The sequence below is a fragment of the Henriciella mobilis genome (assembly GCF_003576285.1).
In the GTDB taxonomy this organism is placed as follows: domain Bacteria; phylum Pseudomonadota; class Alphaproteobacteria; order Caulobacterales; family Hyphomonadaceae; genus Henriciella; species Henriciella mobilis.
The window spans coordinates 343454-366177 of record NZ_QWFX01000016.1 but is presented as its reverse complement, the minus strand read 5'-3'; the positions used below and the strand labels follow the sequence as shown (position 1 = coordinate 366177).

The 22724-nt window shown below is 62.7% G+C and carries 22 protein-coding genes; 13 read left to right on the top strand and 9 right to left on the bottom strand.

All coding sequences use genetic code 11. From position 1 onward, the window contains the following. Positions 1–17 precede the first annotated feature (17 nt). The 5 genes from D1223_RS17140 (at position 18) to D1223_RS17120 (ending at position 6131) form a co-directional block, all read left to right on the top strand. A complete protein-coding gene (locus D1223_RS17140) occupies positions 18–1460 on the top strand; it encodes a glycosyltransferase (protein WP_158588525.1) in 1443 nt (480 codons plus the stop codon). 25 nt (positions 1461–1485) lie between these two features. Then, on the top strand, positions 1486–1716 hold the full coding sequence (locus D1223_RS17135) for a hypothetical protein (protein WP_119377568.1): 231 nt from the start codon (positions 1486–1488) through the stop codon (positions 1714–1716). Positions 1717–1857: 141 nt separating this feature from the next. Then, positions 1858–3072 (top strand): acyl-CoA dehydrogenase family protein, encoded by a 1215-nt coding sequence (locus tag D1223_RS17130; RefSeq protein WP_119377567.1) that lies wholly within the window; start codon positions 1858–1860, stop codon positions 3070–3072. Between the two features lie 69 nt (positions 3073–3141). Further along, entirely contained in the window at positions 3142–4278 is a 1137-nt protein-coding gene (locus D1223_RS17125; protein WP_119377566.1) for an acyl-CoA dehydrogenase family protein, read from the top strand. A 263-nt stretch (positions 4279–4541) separates the two neighbouring features. Beyond that, positions 4542–6131: an FMN-binding glutamate synthase family protein gene (locus tag D1223_RS17120; RefSeq protein WP_119377565.1), complete on the top strand. Its 1590-nt coding sequence runs from the start codon at positions 4542–4544 to the stop codon at positions 6129–6131. A 20-nt stretch (positions 6132–6151) separates the two neighbouring features. Here the strand turns inward: D1223_RS17120 and D1223_RS17115 are convergent, their stop codons facing one another. Both D1223_RS17115 and D1223_RS17110 read right to left on the bottom strand, forming a co-directional pair. Further along, complete coding sequence (locus D1223_RS17115) at positions 6152–8128, bottom strand: transglycosylase domain-containing protein (RefSeq protein ID WP_233353222.1); 1977 nt, start codon at positions 8126–8128, stop codon at positions 6152–6154. 116 nt (positions 8129–8244) lie between these two features. Next, on the bottom strand, positions 8245–8781 hold the full coding sequence (locus D1223_RS17110) for a thioredoxin domain-containing protein (protein WP_158588524.1): 537 nt from the start codon (positions 8779–8781) through the stop codon (positions 8245–8247). Here D1223_RS17110 and D1223_RS17105 point away from each other — a divergent pair. Next, complete coding sequence (locus D1223_RS17105; RefSeq protein ID WP_119377563.1) at positions 8780–10213, top strand: alanine/glycine:cation symporter family protein; 1434 nt, start codon at positions 8780–8782, stop codon at positions 10211–10213. The two genes, D1223_RS17110 and D1223_RS17105, sit on opposite strands and share 2 nt — an antisense overlap. Positions 10214–10223: 10 nt before the next feature. On the opposite strand, the gene D1223_RS17100 is transcribed toward D1223_RS17105, so the two are convergent. The 3 genes from D1223_RS17100 to ispH all read right to left on the bottom strand — a co-directional run bounded on the left by D1223_RS17100 (position 10224) and on the right by ispH (position 13110). Beyond that, positions 10224–10721 (bottom strand): hypothetical protein, encoded by a 498-nt coding sequence (locus tag D1223_RS17100; protein ID WP_119377562.1) that lies wholly within the window; start codon positions 10719–10721, stop codon positions 10224–10226. A gap of 90 nt (positions 10722–10811) precedes the next feature. Further along, on the bottom strand, positions 10812–12104 hold the full coding sequence (gene purB, locus D1223_RS17095) for an adenylosuccinate lyase (RefSeq protein ID WP_119377561.1): 1293 nt from the start codon (positions 12102–12104) through the stop codon (positions 10812–10814). Positions 12105–12159: 55 nt separating this feature from the next. Next, positions 12160–13110: a 4-hydroxy-3-methylbut-2-enyl diphosphate reductase gene (gene ispH / locus D1223_RS17090; RefSeq protein WP_119377560.1), complete on the bottom strand. Its 951-nt coding sequence runs from the start codon at positions 13108–13110 to the stop codon at positions 12160–12162. 121 nt (positions 13111–13231) lie between these two features. Here ispH and D1223_RS17085 point away from each other — a divergent pair, with 121 nt between their 5' ends. The 6 genes from D1223_RS17085 to D1223_RS17060 all read left to right on the top strand — a co-directional run bounded on the left by D1223_RS17085 (position 13232) and on the right by D1223_RS17060 (position 18478). Beyond that, entirely contained in the window at positions 13232–13789 is a 558-nt protein-coding gene (locus D1223_RS17085; protein WP_233353221.1) for a hypothetical protein, read from the top strand. 28 nt (positions 13790–13817) lie between these two features. Beyond that, positions 13818–15581, top strand: coding sequence for an arginine--tRNA ligase (argS, locus tag D1223_RS17080; RefSeq protein WP_119377559.1), 1764 nt, complete (start codon positions 13818–13820; stop codon positions 15579–15581). Positions 15582–15746: 165 nt separating this feature from the next. Further along, positions 15747–16172 (top strand): hypothetical protein, encoded by a 426-nt coding sequence (locus D1223_RS17075; protein WP_119377558.1) that lies wholly within the window; start codon positions 15747–15749, stop codon positions 16170–16172. A gap of 96 nt (positions 16173–16268) precedes the next feature. Next, positions 16269–16613: an acyl-CoA thioesterase domain-containing protein gene (locus D1223_RS17070; protein ID WP_119377557.1), complete on the top strand. Its 345-nt coding sequence runs from the start codon at positions 16269–16271 to the stop codon at positions 16611–16613. 147 nt (positions 16614–16760) lie between these two features. Next, positions 16761–17510: a DUF4197 domain-containing protein gene (locus tag D1223_RS17065; RefSeq protein ID WP_119377556.1), complete on the top strand. Its 750-nt coding sequence runs from the start codon at positions 16761–16763 to the stop codon at positions 17508–17510. Then, a complete protein-coding gene (locus D1223_RS17060) occupies positions 17510–18478 on the top strand; it encodes an alpha/beta hydrolase (RefSeq protein WP_233353220.1) in 969 nt (322 codons plus the stop codon). Before D1223_RS17065 ends, D1223_RS17060 begins: the two co-directional genes overlap by 1 nt. On the opposite strand, the gene D1223_RS17055 is transcribed toward D1223_RS17060, so the two are convergent. The 3 genes from D1223_RS17055 to D1223_RS17045 all read right to left on the bottom strand — a co-directional run bounded on the left by D1223_RS17055 (position 18475) and on the right by D1223_RS17045 (position 20435). Then, a complete protein-coding gene (locus D1223_RS17055; protein ID WP_119377555.1) occupies positions 18475–19398 on the bottom strand; it encodes a thioesterase family protein in 924 nt (307 codons plus the stop codon). The genes D1223_RS17060 and D1223_RS17055 overlap by 4 nt on opposite strands. A gap of 129 nt (positions 19399–19527) precedes the next feature. After that, a complete protein-coding gene (locus D1223_RS17050) occupies positions 19528–19953 on the bottom strand; it encodes a hypothetical protein (RefSeq protein WP_119377554.1) in 426 nt (141 codons plus the stop codon). Next, positions 19950–20435 (bottom strand): transcriptional repressor, encoded by a 486-nt coding sequence (locus tag D1223_RS17045; protein ID WP_119377553.1) that lies wholly within the window; start codon positions 20433–20435, stop codon positions 19950–19952. The genes D1223_RS17050 and D1223_RS17045 overlap by 4 nt, the downstream gene beginning before the upstream one ends. Before the next feature lie 243 nt (positions 20436–20678). Here D1223_RS17045 and D1223_RS17040 point away from each other — a divergent pair, with 243 nt between their 5' ends. Next, positions 20679–21377: an OmpW/AlkL family protein gene (locus D1223_RS17040; protein WP_119377552.1), complete on the top strand. Its 699-nt coding sequence runs from the start codon at positions 20679–20681 to the stop codon at positions 21375–21377. Positions 21378–21497: 120 nt separating this feature from the next. On the opposite strand, the gene D1223_RS17035 is transcribed toward D1223_RS17040, so the two are convergent. Beyond that, entirely contained in the window at positions 21498–22679 is a 1182-nt protein-coding gene (locus D1223_RS17035) for an acyl-CoA dehydrogenase family protein (RefSeq protein WP_119377551.1), read from the bottom strand. Between the last annotated feature and the right edge of the window lie 45 nt (positions 22680–22724).

Sequence of the window (22724 nt, the reverse complement as noted above, 5' to 3'; positions counted from 1 at the left end):
CCGCCATGGGTGAGGGCATGAGGGGCGAACCGGACCCCGCTATTGCGGGCGGGCGCGCCAAAAAGGGCGGGCATGAGGGTGAATGGAACAGTGTTCCCGGCCCATTGTCTGCGCTGGCGCAATCGAAGGCTCTTTCCCCGAAACTGAGCGCGCGCAGCGTGCCAAGCTTAAAGCAGATCGCGTCGTTCGTTCTGATGCTGGTCCTTGCGGGTTGGGCTTTCCATGAACGGCCAGACCTTGCCGGGTACACGCTCGGATTCCTGTTCTGGTTTGGATTCTTCCTGATCGTGCTCTGGCGGTATTGTTTCGTCGTGGCCGGCCTTTTCCACCGATTCCGCGAAAAGCCGGCCCGGCTGCCGAGCGACGTCCCGGTTGTACAGTGGCCCGTCTACTCGGTGCTGATCGCCTTGCGGGATGAAGCGGCGATGATGCCCCAGCTCGCCGCCTGCCTGCGCGGTCTGGACTGGCCGGCTGACAAGCTCGAGGTGATCCTCCTGGTCGAGGCGGATGATGATGCGACGCGTGACGCGGCCCTAAAGGCGCCGTTTCCGCTCGGCACATTGGTGTTGACGGTCCCGCCGGGCAAGCCGCTGACCAAGCCGAGGGCGCTGAACTATGGTCTGGCGCACGCGACCGGGACCTATGTCACCATCTATGATGCCGAGGACCGGCCGCATTCCGGCCAGCTCAAGGCTGCCTATGCCACCTTTCTAAGCGCGCCGGCTGACGTGCTTTGCCTGCAGGCGCCGCTGACCGCCACCAATGGCGCAGCCGGTTGGGTCGCGGCGCAATGGGCGCTCGAATATGCCGTTCACTTCAATCTCTACCTGCCGGCACTGGCTGGCTGGGGACACCCGATCATGCTGGGCGGGACAAGCAACCATTTCCGGCGCGCCGACCTGATTGCGTTTGGTGGCTGGGATGCGTGGAACGTGACCGAGGATGCCGATCTTGGCCTGAGGGCTGCGCGGCTCGGCGGGCGGACGATGACAATATCGCCGCCAACGCTTGAAACTGCGCCGGAAACCCTGCCGGTCTGGTTCAAGCAGCGCACGCGTTGGATCAAGGGCTATATCCAGACTTGGCTGGTCTGCATGCGGAACCCCTTCCGCCTGTTGCGGGAACTAGGACTGTCCGCCTGGATCAGCCTTCAGATGACGCTCGGTGCATCCATACTGAGCGCGCTGCTATACGGGCCGACAACCGTATTCATTCTCGTCGCGCTGGCCTTCCCGGGTGACCTCGTCGACCCCTACAGCTTTGCCCTGTTCGGTTTTGGCTGGGCCTGCAGCACGCTTGGCGATGTGCTGGCGCCCGGCCGCTGGCGGTTTTCACGTCTGCTCGCCACCTTGTCCCGCCCGCTCTACTGGCCGCTTCAGACACTTGCTGCATTTGCCGCGCTATATGGACTTGCGGTCAGGCCGTACTTCTGGGCAAAGACGCCTCACCAACCTGAATAGTGGAGCTGGAGCGCACGCTCGACGCATGGCCGCCCTTATCGTCACCATCCTCGTTTTCGTCGCCGCCGGCAGCGGCGTCTTTTTCGCAAGCCAGAAGATGGGCGGTGTGCGCAAGGATGGCCGTCCCAACCAGGTGCCCTGGGGCCTCGTGATGGTCGGCTGTGTCCTCGTGGGCTTCCTCGCCATGGTTCACGGCATAAACCTCGTCGGTCTGGAGACCGGGCCGGAGCACAGCCTGCTCGGCCGTGGGCGCTAGGCACTAACGTAGACGCCCCTACGGTTAGGGCGACTGCACATCCGGTCGCATGGTGACGTCGAGGAAATCGTGGCGCTTTCACACGTCGGGCGCTAATAATTCGACAGAAGCGAAAACAAGACTGTCCGGAGGAGAATTGACATGGCCTATGATAGCCCTGCTGAACTTGAAGCGTTCCGTGCGGAAGTGCGCGAATGGCTTGAGAAAAACTGTCCGCCATCCATGCGAACGCCGATGACCGAAGACGAGGTTGTCTGGGGCGGGCGCCGGGAAAAGTTCAAGAATCCGGACTCGAAAGTCTGGCTGGAGCGGATGGGTGAAAAAGGCTGGACCGCACCGACATGGCCCAAGGAATATGGCGGTGGCGGCCTGACGCGCGACCAGGCCAAGGTGCTTGAGCAGGAAATGGCGCGGATCCATGCGCGCCCGCCGCTCTTTTCCTTTGGCCTCTGGATGTTTGGCCCGGCCCTCATCGAATTCGGCAATGAAGAGCAGAAGAAACGTTTCCTGCCCGATATCGTGATGGGCAGGACGCGCTGGTGCCAGGGCTATTCCGAGCCGGGCGCCGGCTCCGACCTCGCCGGTCTGCAGACCAAGTGCGAGGACAAGGGCGACCATTACCTGATCAACGGCCAGAAGGTCTGGACCTCCTATGCCGATCAGGCCGACTGGATTTTCTGCCTGGTGCGCACTGACACGTCCAAGAAGCATGAAGGCATCAGCTTCATCCTGTTCGACATGGAAAGCGAAGGCGTCGAGACCCGTCCGATCAAGCTGATCTCCGGCTCCTCGCCCTTCTGCGAGACCTTCTTCAACGATGTGAAAGTGCCCAAGGACCAGCTTGTCGGCGAGGTGAATGGCGGCTGGAAGATCGCCAAACGCCTGCTGCAGCATGAGCGCTCCTCAATTTCCGCTGGCGGCTTTGGCTCCACACGCGGCTCGGGCATGCTGGGCCCGGAAGAGTATGCCAAGATCCATGTCGGCACCGACAAGGATGGCAAGGTGCTCGATGGCGACCTGCGCGGGCGCATCGCCGACCACATGATGTATGCCAAGGCGTTCAATCTGACGGTCAAGCGGTCCGGCGAGCAGGCCAAGGCCGGTCAGGAAGTCGGTCACACGGCCTCCATCATCAAATATGCCGCGGCGAAGATGAACCAGGACAAGTTCGAGCTGATGATCGAGGCGCTCGGCACCGAAGGCCTCGGCTGGGAAGGCGAGGGCTTCGACAAGGGCGCGAAGATGGCGACCCGTGGATGGCTGCGTTCGAAGGGCAACTCCATCGAGGGCGGCACGAGCGAGATCAATCTCAACGTCGTGGCCAAGCGGGTCCTTGGCCTGCGCGATCACCAGTAGGACGCCCAAAACAAGGTTCCGGCGCGCGCCTACAGATGGCGCGCCCTCAAAGGAAAGAGGAAATACGAGATGACATTTGTCCTGACTGAAGACCAGGAGATGCTGCGCGACACTGCGATGAATTTCACGCGTGACGAGCTGCCGGTGAAACACCTGCGGACCCTGCGTGACAGCGGCAAGAATGGCGTCGACCCCGACGCGCGAAACCAGCTCGCCGAGCTTGGCTTTTTCGGTGTGCTGATCCCGGAAGAGTATGACGGCGTCGGCATGGGCATGGTCGCGCTTGGCCAGGTCATGGAAGCTCAGGGGCGGACCCTGGCTTCGACGCCGCTCCTGCAGACTGCCTGCATCGGCGCATCAGCCATCCTGCTGGGTGGCACCGAGGCGCAGAAAAAGGAATGGCTGCCGAAGATCGCCTCCGGTGAGATCACGACAGCGCTGGCCCTCGATGAGGGCACCCACCACAACCCGACGGGCGTTGCCACTGAAGCGGAACGCGACGGGCAGGGCTACACGCTGAACGGAGCGAAGAAATACGTCCAGGACGGCCATCACGCAGACGTGTTCATCGTGGTCGCCCGCACCTTTGGCGAAGCCGGCGATACGCACGGCCTGACGCTGTTCCTGGTGCCGCGCGACGCAAAAGGGCTGACGGTCCAGACGCTGAAGACGGTGGACAGCCATGGCGCCGCTCACCTGACGCTGGATGGCGTGCACGTCGATGACAGCCATGTCCTCGGCGCCCCGGACAAGGGCCACGACTTGCTGGAGCCGGTGCTGGATCGTGGACGGATTGCGTTGGCCGCAGAAATGCTCGGCTCATCAATCGCGGCATTTGAAATGACCCACGAGTACCTCCAGACGCGCAAGCAGTTCGGCCAGTTGATCGGGTCCTTCCAGGCCCTGCAGCATCGAGCGGCGAAGATGTTCACCGAGATCGAACTGACGACGTCCTGCGTGTCAGCAGCGCTTTCGGCAGTGGATGAGCAGCGCAACGACCTTGCCGAACTGGCCAGCCTCGCCAAGGCGCGGGCCGGTGAGACGGTCCATCTGGTGTCGAACGATACGGTGCAGCTGCATGGTGGTATCGGGATGACCGACGACCACGATGCCGGCTTCTATATGAAGCGGGCTCGGGTGCAGGAAGCGCTGCTGGGGTCGGCGAGTTTCCACCGCGACCGGTTCGCGCGGCTGAACGATTTCTAGCATCGAAGCAATGTCATGATTTCAAACGGGCTGGAGCCCTATTCGGGAGCTCCAGCCCGTCAGCCGTGCGCATGAGAATGGTCCGGTTTCGCACGCACGGCCACCAGATCGCGTCTGGAACAGTAACAACAGGTGCAGAACGCGCCAGTTCCATCGGGGCTGCGGATTACTCGCCAGCGAGCCGGCTTCACATGCACGCCGCATTGCAGACTCGCAGCGCCGGGCTAAGTTGCGCCGGGCCATCCAGCGAGGTTTGATTCGTCATGTACCGCTTCCTGCCGCTCGCCATTGTCATTCTGCTGACCGGCGCCTTCGCCGCGCTCATGGCCATCAGCCCCTGGTTCGCGATCGGTGTCGTCTTTTTTGCCGCGCTCTCGCTGCTTGGCCTTTATGACCTCCTGCAGACAAGCCACACGCTGTGGCGCAACTATCCGATCCTCGCCCGGATAAGGTGGATTGCCGAAGAGTTGCGGCCCTTCCTGCGGTCCTACATTGTCGAGAGCGAGACCGAAGGCCGACCGTTCAACCATGAAGAGCGGACGATGGTGTACCGCCGGTCCAAGGATGTGTCTTCGGTAGAGCCGTTCGGCAGCCAGCTCGATATCGACAAGCCGCCCTATGAATGGCTCTCGCACTCGATCGCCGCGCGTCACAATGAGGACGAAGACCCGCGTGTGATGGTCGGCGCGCTTGGGACAGCCAAGCCCTATTCGGCGAGCGTGCTTAACATATCTGCGATGAGCTTCGGCTCGCTCGGCGCCCATGCCATCGAGGCCCTTAATCGGGGCGCGGCAAAAGGCGGCTTCTATCACGACACCGGCGAGGGCGGTGTTTCCAAGTATCATCGCGCCGGCGGCGGCGACCTCGTCTGGGAGCTGGGCTCGGGTTATTTCGGCTGCCGCGCAAGGGATGGCGGCTTCGACCGCGAGCGCTTTGCGGATGTAGCCGCCTCCGACCAGATCAAGATGATCGAGATCAAGCTCAGCCAGGGGGCCAAACCCGGTCATGGCGGCGTGCTGCCCGGCTCCAAGGTCACTGCGGAAATTGCGGAGGCACGCGGCATTCCGATTGGCGAGACCTGTTTTTCCCCACCCGCCCATACCGCCTTTTCCACCCCGACAGGCCTTATGGAATGGGTGGGCGAACTGCGCGAGCTGTCCGGTGGCAAGCCGGTGGGCATGAAGCTCTGCGTCGGCAATCGCTGGGAAGTCCTCGCCATCTGCAAGGCCATTCTCGAGACGGAGATCAAACCTGACTTCATCGTCGTCGATGGCGCCGAGGGGGGCACCGGTGCGGCGCCGGCCGAATTCATGGACCATATCGGCGCGCCGCTGCGCCAGGGCCTGGTGCTGGTGCGCAATGCGCTGGTCGGCTGCGGCCTCAAGGACGAGATCCGCCTGGCCGCCAGCGGCAAGCAGATATCGGCCTTCGCCATGGCAGCAAGCATGGCGCTCGGTGCCGACTGGATCAACACGGCGCGTGGTTTCATGTTTTCGCTGGGCTGCATCCAGTCGCTCAACTGCCACAAGAATACCTGCCCAACCGGCATTGCGACGACCAATCCATCCCGTCAGAGCGGGCTTGTCGTTTCCGACAAAGCCGAGCGGGTCTACAATTTCCATCGCAATACGGTGCGCGCTCTGATGGAAGTGGTCGGTGCAGCTGGGTGCAGCCACCCGAGCGAGTTGACGCCGCGCCACATCATGCACCGGGTCACCGAGGACATCACCGAGCCGGGCCACATCGCCTACAAGCTGCTCAAGCCGGGCGTCCTGCTCGAAGATCCTGAGAGCACATCGCTGAGGCGCGAATGGTCGATGGCCCAGGCGGGCAGCTTCGCCCCCGTGCGCTGAGGCGGTCCCGCCAAAACAGGCTAGTTGGTCAACGCGCCTTCGAACGCCATGCTGAGGTCGCGGTAGAAGGCGATGCGTTCCTGAACCTGCGGGGAGAGGGTGATCAGCGTGCCGGCCCCGGCCAGCGGCTGCGGCTTCAGCCCGTCATGGGCGAGCACCATCATATCATGCCAGAGCGATGCGGGCAGGCCGCCGCCGGTGACTTCCTTCATCGGGCTGTCATCGTCATTGCCGACCCAGACTGCGCCGACGCGGGCAGCTGAGAAGCCAGCGAACCAGGCGTCGCGGAAGTCCTGGCTGGTGCCGGTCTTGCCTGCGACCTGCCAGCCATCGAGACGGGCGCGGGTCCCGGTGCCGTCCGTAATGACCCGTTCCATCATGGCGACCATGGTTTCGGCATTGTCGCGCTCATAGACCTGTTCGAAATCGTATTGCGGGCGCTCATAAAGGACATCGCCGCGCGAGTTCGAGATCTTCTCCACGATGTACGGGTCGATCCGCTTCCCGCCGGTCATGAACACGCCATAGCCCCGCGCGAGGTCCTGCAGGGTGACTTCCTGCGAGCCGAGCGCAATGGAGGGCAGGGGCCGCATCTTGTCGGCGCTCGCCATGCCGAAACGCCGCGCGAGTGCAATGATCTTCTCTTCACCCACTTCCTGGGCAAGTTGGGCGGCAATCGTGTTGACGGAGTCCTTAAGGGCTTCCGACAGCGTCATCGGCCCGTGGAAGACGCGGCTGTAATTCTCCGGCGTCCAGTCATCGATGGTGATTTCTTCGTCGCGGCGCACCTCATAGGGCGACAGGCCCATCTGGATGGCGGCGGCATAGACAAAAGGCTTGAACGAGGAGCCGGGCTGGCGCAGCGCCTGCGTCGCGCGGTTGAACTGGTTTTCGGTGTAATCGACGCCGCCATACATGGCGAGGATCCGGCCCTTGGTGTCGAGCACGATGCCGGCCGCCTGGCTGGCATTCACCTTGGTGCCTTCCTCTTCCATGCGCGCGGTGAAGGCTTCGTCCATGGCTGACTGCAGGTCCGCATCGATGGTCAGCTGGACGATCAGGTCACCTGGCACGGTGGGCAGGATCTCGTCGATCTTCTCGGTCGCGACATCGAGGGCATAACCGAATTGCGGGTCGCGTTCCGGCGCTTCGGCGAGCGATACTTCCTCGATCTCGGCTGCTGCGGCTTGCGGCGCGGTGATGAAGCCGGCATCGACCATTTCCTTCAACACATAGCGCTGACGGGTCTTTGCGTCCGTCATGTTGTTGGTCAGCGCAAGGCGCGAGGGCGCCTGCGGCAGCGTCGCCAGCAGGGACGCCTCTGCGATGCTCAAGTCCTCGGGCTGCTTGCCGAAATAGAAGCGTGAGGCAGCGCCGAGGCCGTAGAACCCGGCGCCAAAATAGACGCGGTTGAGATAAAGCTCGAGAATCTGCTCCTTGCTGAGCCGCTCTTCCAGCCGGCGGGCGAGGCGGATTTCCTGCGCCTTCCGTTTCAGCGTCTGCTCCGGCGTCAGCACCAGATTCTTGATCAGCTGCTGGGTGATGGTAGAGGCGCCCGACACGGTCTCGCCAGATGTGACATTGGCCCAGACAGCGCGGATGATGGCGCGGGTATCGGCGCCGTCATGTTCATAGAAGCGCTTGTCTTCGGCCGCGATGAAGGCTTGGGGAACATGCGGCGGCAGGTCTTCCAGCTTGATGGCACGGCCATAGCGCGGGCCGCGAATGGCGATGGTCTGGCCATTGGCGTCGACAAATTCGATGGCCTGCTCGCGCCCGCTGGCCCAGAGGGCCTCATTGGAGGGCAGCTCCGGCATGCCGCGATAGAGGCTTTGCCAGTAGATCCAGCCTGCGGCACCTGCGATCATCATCGCGACCAGGCTGGTAATCAGGCTCCATTTCAGGATCGGCTTTCCGCGCAGGATCGCCGAAAACCAGCCGCCGCCGGATGCGCGGGCACGGTGTGTTGCGGTCCGTTGCGTCGGTTTAGCGGCCACGTAGGTCCTTCCAGTCGGGCTCTTCCTGAAAATCCGGCTGCGCTATGCGCTCTAAATGAGGCAGGCTGAAGGCGGAATGAACCTGCCGTGCAGTCCGGCATCCTGCGTTCTGGAACCTAGCCGATCAGGGCGGGGCAGTCAGGGCCGCTCGTGCCGTTAGGTATGCTTTCTGTGTCTTCGGCCATTCGGGAGGCAAGCTTGAGCTGCGATGCCATGGTTTCGGCCGGGATGGCGCTGGTCAGGCAGGCGAAAGGCTCTCCCGAACGAGCGTCGATGAGAAAGGCGAAGCCAGTTCGCTCGCCATAGGCCTCCCAGATCCAGCCAGCCTTGTGAATGGCGAGGCGGGCCGCGCTTGCCGCGCTGACACCCTGCCGCGCCTCGGGTCCGTCGCGCATATGGGTCAAGTCTATCTCGATATAATCGACCGTTCCGGACGGCACCGCTTGTAGCGCCCGGGACAGGGCCGGTTCGAGAAGGTGGCATTTCGCGCACCAGTCGGCCGTGAGTGTGATCAGTTTCAGTTTCGCTTCGGCAAAACTCGCCTGCGGAGCAAGCAGGCCTATGATTAGACCAGCCCCGATACAGCGGGCGGTTTTACTCCCGCGTGCCCGGCCTCTAAGACGGGTCCAAGCCAGACTTAACAAGGATGTCATGCTCGCTTTCCTGAACGATCTCATCTGGGGAAAAATCCTCATCTTCACCCTCATCCCGATCGGCCTGATCTTCACACTCTGGTCGAGGGGCGTCCAGTTCAGACTGTTCGGATCCATGTTTTCCGTGCTGGGGCAGGGCTTCCAGCATGAGACAGACCAGCCCTCTTCCTTCCAGGCGCTGGCCCTGTCCGTTGCCGGACGCGTCGGCGGCGGCAACATAGCAGGCGTGGCGGTGGCCATTGCGCTTGGCGGGCCGGGGGCGATCTTCTGGATGTGGATTGTCGGCCTGGTCGGCATGGCGACGAGTTATTTCGAATGCTCGCTGGCCCAGCTCTACAAGCAGAAGGAACCGAATGGCGATTTCCGCGGCGGGCCGGCCTATTACATCAAGCACGGCCTTGGAAAGAAGCTTGGCCCGGCAGCCCCGATCATGGGCTTTGTCTATTCGCTGCTGCTGCTTGTGACCTTCGGTTTTGCCTTCATCTGCTTCCAGAGCTTTGCGATGACGAGCTCGGTCGAGAGCGCGTTCGAGCTGCCGCGCATGGGCTCGGGCATGGTCTTAGCTGTGATGGTCGGCGTGGTCATCCTCGGCGGCCTGCACCGGATCGCCAGCGTCGTGGAGTTCATCGTGCCCGTCATGGCAGTGTTCTATGCACTGGTCGGCATCCTCGTCCTAAGCCTTCACATCACAGAGATACCCGCCGCGCTCACCACGATCGTGACCAGCGCCTTTGGCCTCAATGAAGCAATTGGCGGGGGCATCGGCGCAGCCATCATGCAGGGCGTACGACGCGGCCTATTTTCCAATGAGGCCGGGCTCGGCTCGGCGCCCAACGTTGCGGCGGTGGCTTATGTCGAGCACCCGGCACAGCAGGGCATGGTGCAGTCGCTTTCCGTCTTCATCGACACGATCGTCATGTGCACAGTGACGGCGCTGATCATCATCCTCTCTCAGCAGACCTATTACGGTGCCGATGTGGACGGGGTTGTGATGACGCAGGTTGCCCTTTCCGACCATATCGGAGGCTGGGCGGAGTATTTCATCGCCGTCGCGCTGTTCCTGTTCGCCTTTTCATCGATCATGTATTCCTACTATCTCGGTGAGACGGCGGTCGATTACTACATCCCGGACAACCAGACAGCCTTCATGACCTATCGGTTCATCGTCATCGGCTTCGTGCTGGTTGGGGCGGTGCTGGACCTGTCTTCTGTGTTCGGCTTTGCCGATGTCACCATGGGCCTGCTTGCCATCGTCAACCTGATTGCGGTGGCCATGCTCTTCCCGATCGGCTTGCGCGTCATGAAGGACTTCGACGATCAGCGCAAAGCCGGCGTGAAGATCCCGGTCTTCGACCCGGAAAAGTTCGATGACCTGGATATTGACAAGTCCGCCTGGCAGCTCACCGAGCGACCGAGCAGGCACCCGTCCTGAGGCAAACCTGTCAGCGGTGGTGCAGCAGTGCCGCCTGCAAGTGCGCCGTGACGTCCTGCACGCGGGGGCTCTGCCAGACCGCGTCGCCGAGATGGACGAAATGCGCGTTGACGCTGCGCCGGTAAGTGGCGAACTCCGGCAGCAGGTCGACAGGCACAATGGCCGCGCGCAGGACCTGGCTGCTGGCGTCGAACAGGACAGCCGCGAGATAGTCGAAAGGCGCGTTCGACAGGTTCCGGATGGCCGATAGCTGGCAGGAGCCGTCAAACGGCGTCAGCTTGCGCCCCTTGATGCGGAAGCGCCGGCCTTCGCCATCGATGGCGTCATAACCGGTGATCGCGGGCGGCGCGCTGACATCCCAGTCGAAGGCGGCGCAGAAGAGCTGGCGAGCGAATGTGTCAGCGAGATTGGCAAGGCTGCCCATGCCGGACGGCTGGTGGAGATTATCCTCATGGGTGGACGTCAGGCGCGAGGTTTCGCCCACGGCCATGTTCCAGGATGCACTCATGATCGGCCCTCCTTGTCAGGAAGGGTCATTAGAGGCGATCAGTCTTGGCGCGGCGTGTGCGCGCGATTTTGAATTTCAGGGAAATTCGATCTAGCCGAAGACCCGGTCGAAGATCAGGTCGACCCGCTTGAAGTGATAGTCCAGGTCGAACAGGGCTTCGAGCTGGTCGTCGCTGAGTTTGGACGAGACTTCGTCATCGGCCTTCAGGAAATCGAGGAAGGCGCCTTCGCCGGCCCAGGTCTTCATCGCATTGCGCTGGACGAGGCGATAGGAATCCTCGCGGCTGACGCCGGCCTCGACGAGGGCCAGAAGCACGCGCTGAGAGTTATGCAGCCCGCCGAGGCGCTCCATGTTCCCGATCATCCGGTCGGGATAGATGAGCAGGTTCTCGACCACGCCCGCCAGGCGGTGAAGGGCAAAATCAAGGTGAATGGTCGCGTCCGGGCCAATGCCGCGCTCGACAGAGGAGTGCGAGATATCGCGCTCATGCCAGAGGGCGACATTCTCCAGCGCGGGCGTCACAGCTGAGCGGACGAGACGTGCAAGGCCGGTCAGGTTTTCGGTCAGCACCGGATTGCGCTTATGCGGCATGGCCGACGAGCCCTTCTGTCCCTTGGAGAAGAATTCCTCGGCTTCCAGCACCTCGGTGCGCTGCAGGTGGCGCACTTCGGTCGCCAGCCGCTCGATGGACGAGGCGATCACGCCCAGCGTTGCGAAATACATGGCGTGGCGGTCGCGCGGGATGACCTGCGTCGAGACCGGCTCCGGCTCGAAACCGAGCTTCTCGGCGACATATTCCTCAACGCGCGGATCGATATTGGCGAACGTACCCACAGCGCCGGAAATGGCGCAGGTGGCAACTTCCTTGCGGGCAGCGACAAGCCGCTCGCGGCCCCGCGCGAACTCGGCATAGAAGGTTGCAAGTGTGACGCCAAATGTGGTCGGCTCGGCATGGATGCCATGGCTGCGGCCGATCTTGGGCGTGTATTTGTGCTCCTCGGCGCGTTTCTTGAGGGCGGCGAGGACGCGGTCCATGCCGACGAGAAGCAGGTCGGCGGCGCGCACCAGCTGCACGTTGAGGCAGGTGTCGAGCACGTCCGAGCTTGTCATGCCCTTGTGCAGGAAGCGCGCGGGCTCACCGACATGTTCGGCGACATTGGTCAGGAAGGCGATGACATCATGCTTCACCTCGGCCTCGATCTCGTCGATGCGATCGACCTCGAAGCTTGCCTTTTCGCGCACGGCAGCAGAAGTGCCTGCCGGGATCTGGCCCAGCTCTTCCATCGCCTCGGCGGCCAGCGTCTCGATTTCCAGCCAGATGCCGTACTTTTCTTCCGGCGACCAGATCGCGGTCATCTCAGGGCGGGCATAGCGTGGAATCATCGGGCCTCTCCGTTCTTGCCGCGCGTTCTACGCCGATAGGCAGAAGGGGCAAGTCCTAGACTTCCGCAGCGAGCACCCTTGGCAGTTTGAACGTCACTGTTTCCTGCGCCGTCGTGATGGGCACGACCTCAATGTCGAACCGTGCGCGGCATGCGGCGATGAGGCCCTGGACAAGGTCCTCCGGGGCCGAGGCGCCAGCCGTCAGGCCGAGCGTTTCCACGCCCTCGAACCAGTCCCAGTCGACATTCGATGCGCTCGCGACTAGCCTCGAGTCCTTCGCGCCGGCACGCTTGGCGACTTCGACGAGGCGTTTGGAATTCGAAGAGGTCTCAGCCCCGATAACGAGGAAAAGGTCACAGCCATCGGCCATCGCCTTCACGGCCTCCTGACGGTTGGTCGTGGCGTAGCAGATGTCTTCCTTGTGCGGCGCGCTGATATCCGGAAAGCGGTCCTGCAGGATGGCGACGATATCGGCGGTGTCGTCGACCGACAGCGTGGTCTGGGTGACGAAAGCGACATTCGCGGCGTTCTTCGGCTCGAAGGCGCGGGCGTCGTCTTCTGTCTCGATCAGCGTGATCGCGCCTTCCGGCAGCTGTCCCATCGTGCCGATGACCTCCGGATGGCCGGCATGGCCGATGAGCACGATCTCGCGGCCAGCCTTGTGATGACGTTCAGCCTCGACATGCACCTTTGACACCAGCGGGCAGGTCGCGTCGACATAAACCATCTCGCGGCGCTCGGCTTCCGCCGGGACCGCTTTCGGCACACCGTGGGCGGAGAAGACGACCGGCCGGTCCGGCGGGCATTCGTCCAGCTCCTCGACGAAGACGGCGCCCATGCCCTCCAGTCGTGAGACGACATGCTGGTTGTGCACGATCTCATGGCGGACATAGACGGGCGCGCCCCATTTTCCGAGCGCCTCTTCGACGATCTGGATGGCACGGTCGACGCCGGCGCAGAATCCGCGCGGTGCGGCGAGCCTGATTTCGAGTTTGCGGCCTTGCATATCGCTCCTTGCTGCACCGTAAGGCAGATGGGACGTTGCGCCATCTTCAGGTGCCCGGTAACACTCCCCGTTCCAGATGGACAGCCTGAAGGCTCAGGCCAAGAGTGACAAGGCATTCAACATGCGCGTATTTGCGGGAATTGCAGCCGGACTGATGCTTGCTTCGTGTTCGAGCAACGCTGTCACCCGGGCATTTGACACCAGAAACAATGCCGGACCCTGTCCGCCAGCTGCGGTCCTTTATGATGCATCGCGCATTGTCGAGCTGGAAGGCGAGGAGCCGAACTTCAGCAACATCACCTATACAGGTGAGCTGAATGGCATCCGCCTGTTCTGCCGCTATGTCGATGACCAGCCGCTGCGTGCCAATCTCGAACTGGACTTTGCCTTCGGTAAGGGGCCAAAGGCGGACGCCAATCGCCACGAATATCGCTACTGGGTCGCAGTGACGCGCCGCAGCTCGAAAGTGCTCGCCAAGCAGTACTTCTCCGTGGATGCGAATTTCGCAGGCGAGAAGGTCACGGGGCAGACGGTTACCCTTGAAGACATCATCATCCCGCGGGCCGATTCGACGATTTCCGGCGCGAACTTCGAGGTCGTTGTCGGTTTCGACCTGACTGACGACCAGCTGGCGTTCAACCGGCAAGGCCGCCGTTTCCGCCTCGATGCGGGCCAGTAGATCCTAGAGAAGAAAACCGGGGACCAGGATGAGCGATCTCGCCACTGAACTCTCGGCGGCGTGTGCCGCTGCCTTTGAAGCTGAAGGTTTCGAAGCGCGCTGGGGCGCCGTACGCCGTTCCGACCGGCCGGAGCTGGCCGATTTCCAGTGCAATGGCTGCATGGGGGCGGCAAAGTTGCAGGGTCTCGTGCCGCGTGACCTGGCGGCGAAGATCGCCGAACGGATCAGCGGGCAGGGACCGATCGAGCGCGTAGATGTCGCGGGGCCGGGTTTCCTCAACATCCGAGTCTCGGGTGAGGCCCTCTCCCGGCAGACCGAATTCATCCGCACCGATGCGCAGGCTGGCGGCGGCAAGCTGGAGGCGACCGAAAAGGTCGTGATCGATTTTGGCGGGCCGAATGTCGCCAAACCGATGCATGTCGGCCACCTGCGCTCGGCTGTGATCGGCGATACGCTGGTGCGGCTGTTCCGGTTCCTCGGCGACGATGTGACGGGCGATGCCCACCTCGGCGATTGGGGCCTGCAGATGGGCCATCTCATCACCGAACTGTTCGCCGAGCAGCCGGACCTTGTCTATTTCGATCCGGACTTCAAAGGCCCGTACCCAGACGAGCCGCCGGTCACGATCGAGGACCTCGGCCGGCTTTATCCACAGGCATCGGCCAGGGCCAAGGAAGATCCCCAGCGCAATGAGGCGAGCCAGCTGGCCGTCGCGGAGATGCAGGCTGGCCATCCGGGCTATCGCGCACTGTTGCGCCATTTCATCAATGTCTCTGTCGAGGCGCTTAAGGTGGATTACAGCTTCCTCGGCGTCGAATTCGACCTTTGGAAGGGTGAGAGCGATGTCGATGACCTGATCCCCGGTATGGTCGAGGACCTCAAGGCAAAAGGGCTGGCGAAGCTTGATGACGGGGCCTGGATCATCGATGTCTCGCGCGAGAGCGACAAGAAGGAAATGCCGCCCTTCATGCTCATCAACTCGCGCGGTGGCACCGGCTATCACGCCACCGACCTTGCGACGATCGTCGACCGTATAGAGACGCTTCACCCCGACCGGATGCTTTACGTGGTTGATCAGCGCCAGGCGCTGCACTTCGAACAGGTCTTCCGCGCGGCCGACATGGCCGGGCTGATGGCTGAGGAGCGGATGGAGCATATCGGCTTCGGCACGGTCAACGGCACCGATGGAAAGCCCTTCAAGACCCGCGAGGGCGGTGTGCTCCGCCTGTCTGACCTCAACCGTATGGCGCTTGAGGAGGCTGAGAAGAAAATCGGTGAGACGGGGCTTTCCGGCGATATTGGCGATGAGGAACGCGGCAAGATTGCCATGCTTGTCGCCCGCGCCGCACTTCGTTTTGCAGACCTTCAGAATGTCCGCACGACCAATTACGTCTTCGACCTCGAACGCTTCACGAGCTTCGAAGGCAAGACGGGGCCGTACATGCTGTACGCAGCGGTGCGGATCAAATCTCTGCTGCGGCGGGCCAGAGAGGCCGGTCATGAGCCCGGTCCGGTCACCATCGAACGCGATACCGAACGCGCGCTCGTGCTCGCCATGGATGGTTTCGCCAATGCGCTCGCCCAGTCGCATGCCAAGCGCCAGCCGCATATCCTGTGCGAACATGTCTACACGCTCGCCCAGGCTTTCAGCGCGCTCTATGCCGATGCGCCAATCGCGAATGAGGCAGATGCGGCCGTCCGCGCCTCACGCCTTGGCCTCTGCGAAGCGGTGCTGAAACAGCTGGAAACCGGCCTTGGTATCCTCGGCATCGAAGCGCCGGACCGGATGTAGACCGGCGATTCGTTAACAGAACCCCTGAAAATTTTTACCCGGCCCTAACGCGTTTTAAGGATTCGTCCTGAAAAAGTGAACGAATCAGGGGCGGCTCTTTACGGTCGGCTAACCGACGGCGCCTAGCCTCTTAAGCCTGCGAGGCTAAGTGTTGAGGAGGCTGACATGCTGAACGACCTGATCAGAACCACGTCCGAGAAAACAGGACTGGACGAAAGCCAGGCGCGCGACGCGCTCGGCGTACTCTTCAACACCGCCGAACGACAAGGCGCGCCGCTGATCGAGAAAGTCTTCTCCCGTATGCCGGGCGCACGCACACTTTCTGCAACCACAGGCGCCCAGAGCGGCGCTGCGACCGGCACAATCGCCCGCCTCATCGAACAGACGCCGGGCGGGCGCCAGCACGTTTCGTTGTCCATGTTTGCCAGCCTGCACAAGATCGGGCTCGGCCACTCGCAGATCGCCCAGCTGCTGCAGTGCGTCGGCGAGCATATGGAAAAGACCTACAGTGTCAGTGGCATTGGCCATCTCGGCGACCTGATCGTCACCGATCCGTCCGCAGGCGAAGAGCGCCGCACGGCCGTCGCCTGACCGGTCTCGCCACACAAGCTCCAATGGAAGGGCCTGTCCTGCACTCTCCGTGCGGCAGGCCTTTTCTTTTTCCGGCGGGCGATCTAGCAACCGGTCATGACAGACACCGCCGCGCCCGCATCCATTTTCCCCGCCATCAATTACGCATCGCCCGGTAACGGCACCGCGACGCTGCCTGACGCTTCGGACGAGTTGCTTGCGGCGCTGATGGTCCAGGGCCTGCGATCCCTCGCTAACAGCATTGCCGGGGACCGAGCCGCCCACACCGTCTCTGTCAGCCTCGACATGACAGGCGCGGCCTTCCTGGGCGGCGAGGTTGCCATCCAGACCGAGGTCGACCGGCAGACCCGCACACTTGCCTTCATGAACGGAAGCCTGAGCTGCGGCGGCAAGGTCCTGCTGAAAGCCACGGCGATATTCCGGCTGGCCGACAAAGCCTGAGGCTGCGCTGCGACAACAGGCCTGAGCCCGACAGCGCTTTACAAGTCTCATGGGGTCTGTGCAGACTCTGTCCAGCGAGGACCGACCGGTTTAACGGGACGTTGAAAATCGTTTCAAGACAGGCGGGTAGAGTAGGAGAGGACAAACATGCGGCGCGTCATTCTGGGAGCCATTCTCGCATGTTTCCTTCCTGCGGCTTGTGAAACCGACGGGTCTGTCGGCGGATTGGGTGACGTCCTCGGTGGCATTTCCGGCTATCCGGGGGGCAGCGGCACGAGCCAGGGCGCATTGTCCCAGGCGGAGATCGAAGCCGGCCTGCGTCAGGCTCTCGAAATCGGCACGGAACGCGTCGCCAGCCAGATCGGTGTGACGGACGGCTATTGGGCCGACCCGAAAATCCGCATCCCGCTTCCCGGGCGGCTTGGGGAAGCCCAGCGCGAGCTGGCCAGGGTTGGCCTGTCGGCACCGCTGGATGATTTGCAGCTGCGCATGAACCGGGCCGCGGAAGACGCTGTGCCGGCCGGCAAGAAGATTGTTATCGACGCGGTGAGGTCCATCACGATCCAGGACGCGGTTTCCATCCTGAATGGCGGCGATACGGCCGCGACCGACTTCCTGCGCGGGCGAACCGAGACCTCGCTGCGCGCCACCTTCAAGCCTTATGTCGAGCAGGCGTTGGATGCATCGGGCGCCTATCAGACACTCGATTCCGTGACATCGTCCGTGCCGCTGCTTGCTGTGGCCGCGGTCGACTACAAGACGTCCCTGACCGATCATGCCGTCAGTCTCGGCCTTGATGGCATGTTCGACTATCTCGCGGTCGAGGAGCAGAAGATCCGGGAAAACCCCGTCGCGCGGACGACCGAACTCCTGCGCAAGGTATTCGGGGCCCGCTGATGCGCAGATACCGGACAGAATTCGCCGACGGTGAAATGCAGGCCATCGACTTCGGAAACCCGGCGCTCGAAATGGCGGCGCTCTGGCTGCATGCGACAGGCTTCAATGCGATGACCTACCAGTCGCTTCTGGCGCCGCTCGGCCTTCGCACCAAGGTGACGGCGCTGGACATGCGCGGCCATGGCCGCACGACGCTTGCGGCGGAGCCGAAGAAGCTGAAGTCCTGGCACAAATACCGCGACGATGTGATCGCCTTCCTCGAGCGCAACGCGACGCGGCCTGTGGTCCTCGGCGGTCATTCCATGGGCGGCTGCGTGGCTCTGCTGGTCGCTGGCAAGCGGCCGGACCTCGTCAAGGGTCTGGTCCTCGTCGACCCGGTGATCCTCACGCGGCGCTATTATTTCATCAAGCACTTGCTGCCTTTCCTGACGCCGATCATCGGGGGCGGCAACCAGATGGCGCGCCAGGCCAGGAAACGCCGGGCAGAGTTCCCGAGCATGGAAGCAGCCCGCGAATCCTACAAGGGCAAGGGCGCCTTCAAATCCTGGCGCGAGCCGTTTCTCGATGATTACCTTATGGATGGCCTGAAGCGCGTCGATGAGAACCCCTATGGCAGCGAGGACCAGCGCTGGCGCCTGACTTGCGATCCGGCATGGGAAGCCGCAACCTTCAATGCCCAGCGCAACCAGCCCTGGGGGGCGCTGTCCAAGGTCAAGAAGCTCAACATGCCGGTCGTCATCCTCCGGCCTGAAATCGCGCCGGTCATGACCGACAAGGTCGCCGACATGATACTGGACAAATATCCGAACCTTGTCCTGAAGGACCGCCCGAACACGTCGCACTTCCACCCGATGGAAGCGCCTTATGAAGTGCGTGACGAGCTTTCCACGGCGATTGCGCGTCTGATTGAAGGCTTTTCGGCAGGCGATGAAGGCCCGATGCGGCGCAGCCTGCACGGGACCGGCTAGAGCGCGATCTTTCCCGGTGCGACCCGTTCGAGATCGTCCATCAAATCTTTGGGTGTCTTCATCGCCTTGCGGGTGTCGAGATCGAAGGTAACGGCAACCGCCTGGCTCGTCATCCATGGCCGCCCGCTCTCCGGGTCCAGCATCCAGTGAACGAGTGAATGGGTCTTTTCCTGCGCGCTGGCAAAGGCGGTGCGGATCTCGAACCGGTCGCCGGGCCTTGGCCAGCGGCGATAGATCAGCCGGTACTCCAGAACGGCGGCGCCCATCCGTTGCCCGCCTTCGCCCCCGGCCACTTTCAGGCGCCAGTCGTAAAGCAGGTTGGGCACCGCATCCGACACCCGGCCGATGAACCATGACGGGATCATGCGGCCGAAGATGTCGCAATGCTGCTGCGGGACCATACCCAGGCCAACCGTCTTCACGCCCTGCGCGTCCGCTACAGCCTTGGAGACCTCGCTGTCGGGCAGGGGTTCTGAGTGGATATCGAGGCCGCGAGGTGTGGTCTCCTTTGGCGGCGTATCCTTTAGCGCTTCCAGCGACTCGCGGGTCCGCTTGCTCCATGCGAACGCCTTGCCGTCATGGCTGGCGGCGTGTTGCAGGCGGGTGCGGAAGGCCGCCGCGACCGAGCCGTCGCCGTGGTTCAGTTGCTGGTAGATGGTCACCGTGGTCTCATCCACGTCCAGGACGCAGCCTGTCATGGACAGCGGGCGCCCCGGGTGGACTTCGCGCATGAACCGGATGTGCTGTTCCAGCGGGACCAGGGTGGAGGGCGCGTTCTCCTGGTAGGCATGCGAGAGATGGCAATGGCCCGCCAGCGTTCCCAGCCCTTCGAAGGCCTTCTCGACATAGACGCGCACATTCATGTGCCCCATCTCGTCACAGTCCCAGGTGTTGGCGATTCCCTTCCAAAGATCGATCATGTCAGCCGCTGCTTTTCCTGCTTCGGTCCAGATGTCTGTCGGGCGAATCGGGGTCCGCCCACTTTGCGCCCGTCATAGCGGATGATGCCGGCAAGTCGAATCGAAAGCTTTGCGCGGGGCAGGCAGGGCTCAGGAGACCGCGTGCTGCTGGTCACAATCCGGCGCCGGCGTTCCGGGCAGGGAAGGGTGCAGCAAGGCATAAGTTCCCCTCGCACCGGCAAAGTAGTCGATCCGAAGACCGTCAGGGCGCAGCGTGTAGCGAAGCGGCAGGTTCGTCGCGCAGCGCTGGGCGGTGTTCACGACGATCACCTCCATTGCGTCGAACCCGTCGGGTTTCAGTCCGGCATTGTGGCCGCCAATGCAGTCCAGCTCTGGGTAGGACACGAAAAAATCCTCACCGCGTGCCGTCAGGCGGATGGGATAGGGCGTATAGCCTTCTTCATAGACACAGCCCTGCCAGCTTCCGGCCTGGACCGCGGCATCGAAGGCCGACTCGCTCGCTGCGGCCGACAACCCGCCAAGCCAGAGAAGGCCGGCGAGGAAAAGCCGTTTCATGACGTGCAGGCCCGGCAGATGCCGCGAACCTCGATCACGGCATGATGCATGCGAAAGCCGGCGCCTTCGGTCTCCGAGCGCAACGCTTCGGTCGTCGCAACGGCGTGAAGTTCCTCAGCCGCGCCGCATTCATCGCAGATCAGGAAGACCGCCGAGTGCTTGTGGCTGGCATGTCCGCAGGCGACATAGGCGTTGAGGCTTTCGATCTTGTGGGCAAGGCCGACCTCCTGGAGAAAGTCGAGCGCGCGATAGACCGTCGGCGGCTTGGCCGATCCTTCCCCGTCGAGATTGGCCAGAAGGTCATAGGCTTTCGACGGTTCGGTACTTTCCAGCAGCAGGCGCAGGACCTTGCGCCGGATCTTTGTCAGCCGCTGGCCTTTTCGCTCGGCGAGCAGCTCTGCCTGTTCAAGGAACGCTTCGACGTCCTGCGGGCTGCAGGGCGTGTTGACGTGTGCGTGCGTATCAGGATGAGCGTGCGCCATCAGGCCAATGTCGGACGATTTCGCCGGGATTTCCAGCCCCCTTCAGTTGAAAGGGGCATGGACGGGGCCAGAAACGAGACGGCCATGTGCTCACAATTGCGCCTGCGGTGCGGCATGTCGATAAGGGCTAATCCCTAGTTGAGCGCACATGTCGCGCGGTGCTTAGGCGCGCGGCAAACAGGCCAATATCGCTTTTTATTCCAGCAGGTTAGCTCGCCTCAGCACTTGTTGAGGAGGCTTTTTATGAAACGTGGTCTGCTAGCGGCTCTGATGGCGGCATCTGCTGTCTGGGGAGCATCGACGGCCGTGGCTGAGCCAGGCGACTGGATGGTCCGTGGCCGTGTCATCGGCGTCTTGCCGGATGAAGGCGCATCGCTAAGGGTTGGTGGTGGCGCCCTGCCGGGCACTGTCGACATTTCCGACCAGTATGTGCCGGAACTCGATATCACCTACTTCTTCACGAAGAACATCGCTGCCGAGCTGATCCTCGGCGTGACACCGCACGATGTGAAGGCAACCGGCGTTACGGTGCCGGGTGTGCTGGATGATGCGACCGTGGACCTGGGCGATGTCTGGCTCCTGCCGCCGACGCTCACCCTGCAATACCACTTCGATACCGGCTCGTCCTTCAAGCCCTATGTCGGGGCTGGCGTGAACGCGACCTTCTTCTTCAACGAGGATGAAGGCCCGGTTGCGGACGGGATCGAATACGACCCGACGGTCGGCTTCGCTCTGCAGGCTGGCTTCGACTATGACCTTGACGGCGAATTCGGCGGCTGGGCGATCAATGCCGACGTCAAGAAAGTCTGGATCGAGCCCGATGTGACAGTGAACCTGTCCAGCGCGCTTGGCCCGTCGCTCGGTGTCGATACCGTGAAGGTCCAGGCCGACGTCGATATCAACCCGGTGATTGTCGGGGTTGGTCTCGGATACAGATTCTAGCCTGTCACTCCCTACAGGCTGGAGATGGCGGGGAGCCCTTGTTGCTGGGGGCCCCCGCCTTATTCTTTTGCGGAAGGGAAGGCCGTGTAGTGGTCGGCGCCGCACCTGAATTCAAGGGCGTTAAAGCCCCAGCTGCCTGGCTGTCAGGTCCCGCATGATTTCTTCCGAGCCGCCGCCAATCGCCATGACCCGGACCTCGCGGTAGATGCGCTCGACCCGGTGGCCACGGATAAAACCGGCACCGCCAAGGATCTGCATGGCTTCTCGCGCGCAGTACTCCATCGTCTCTGTGGCCTGCACCTTCAGCATGGCGAGCTCTGCCACGGGCTGTTCGCCATTCTGGACGCGCCAGGTCAGCTGGTCGAGCATCGCGGTGGATGCCCAAACGCGCTGGCACATGCTGGATATCTTGTGACGGATGACCTGGTGGTCGGCGAGGCGTTTGCCGAACGTCTCGCGCTGCTGCGCCCAAGCCGCAGCCTCCTCGATGCAGACGCGGGCACAGGCCGTGGCTTGCGCCGCCATGCCGAGGCGTTCGCCATTGAAATTGGCCATGATGCCATAGAAGCCCCTGTCGACTTCGCCGATCAGGTTTTCCGGGGGCACGAAGACGTCGTCAAAGTGGATGGTTGCGGTGTCGGAGGCCCACCAGCCCATCTTGGGCAGGGATGTGCGCGAGACGCCTTCGGCTTCCAGGTCGATCAGCATCAGCGAGATTCCGCCCATGCCTGGCCCACCCGTGCGCACAGCTGTCGTCAGCCACTTCGAGGTGCAGCCGCCGGTGATGTAGGTCTTCGAGCCGTTCACCACCCAGCCATTGCCCGAACGTTTCGCATTCGTCTTGAGCTGTGCGACGTCGGACCCGCCGCCCGGTTCGGTAATGCCGAGGCTGATCTGCTTCTTGCCGGAGAGGACCTGCGGCGCGATCTCCTGCTTCATCTCCTCCGTGCCGAGCGCCATGACGGGCGGCAGGCCGATGCCGTGGATCATCAGCGCCGAGGACACGCCGCCAGCGCCCATGCGCGCCAGTTCCTCTGACGTGACGGTGCCGTGGAAGCGGTCGAAGTCTGTGCCGGCACCGCCATACTTCTCAGGATAGCCCATGCCGATGAGGCCGGCCTCGGCCGCCTTGGGATAGACATCGCGCGGGATTTCGCCTGCGGCCTCCCACTCCTCGATATGGGGGACCAGTTCCTTGTCCACGAACGCGCGGACGGAGTTGCGCCAGATGGAATGTGTCTCGTCCATCCAGGGCGCGGGCGGGCGGAGACTGTCGAAAGTGATGTCACGATATTTGCTCATACGCCGAGAATGTCGGCGCGGGCGGCGAAATCAATTCGTGACGTC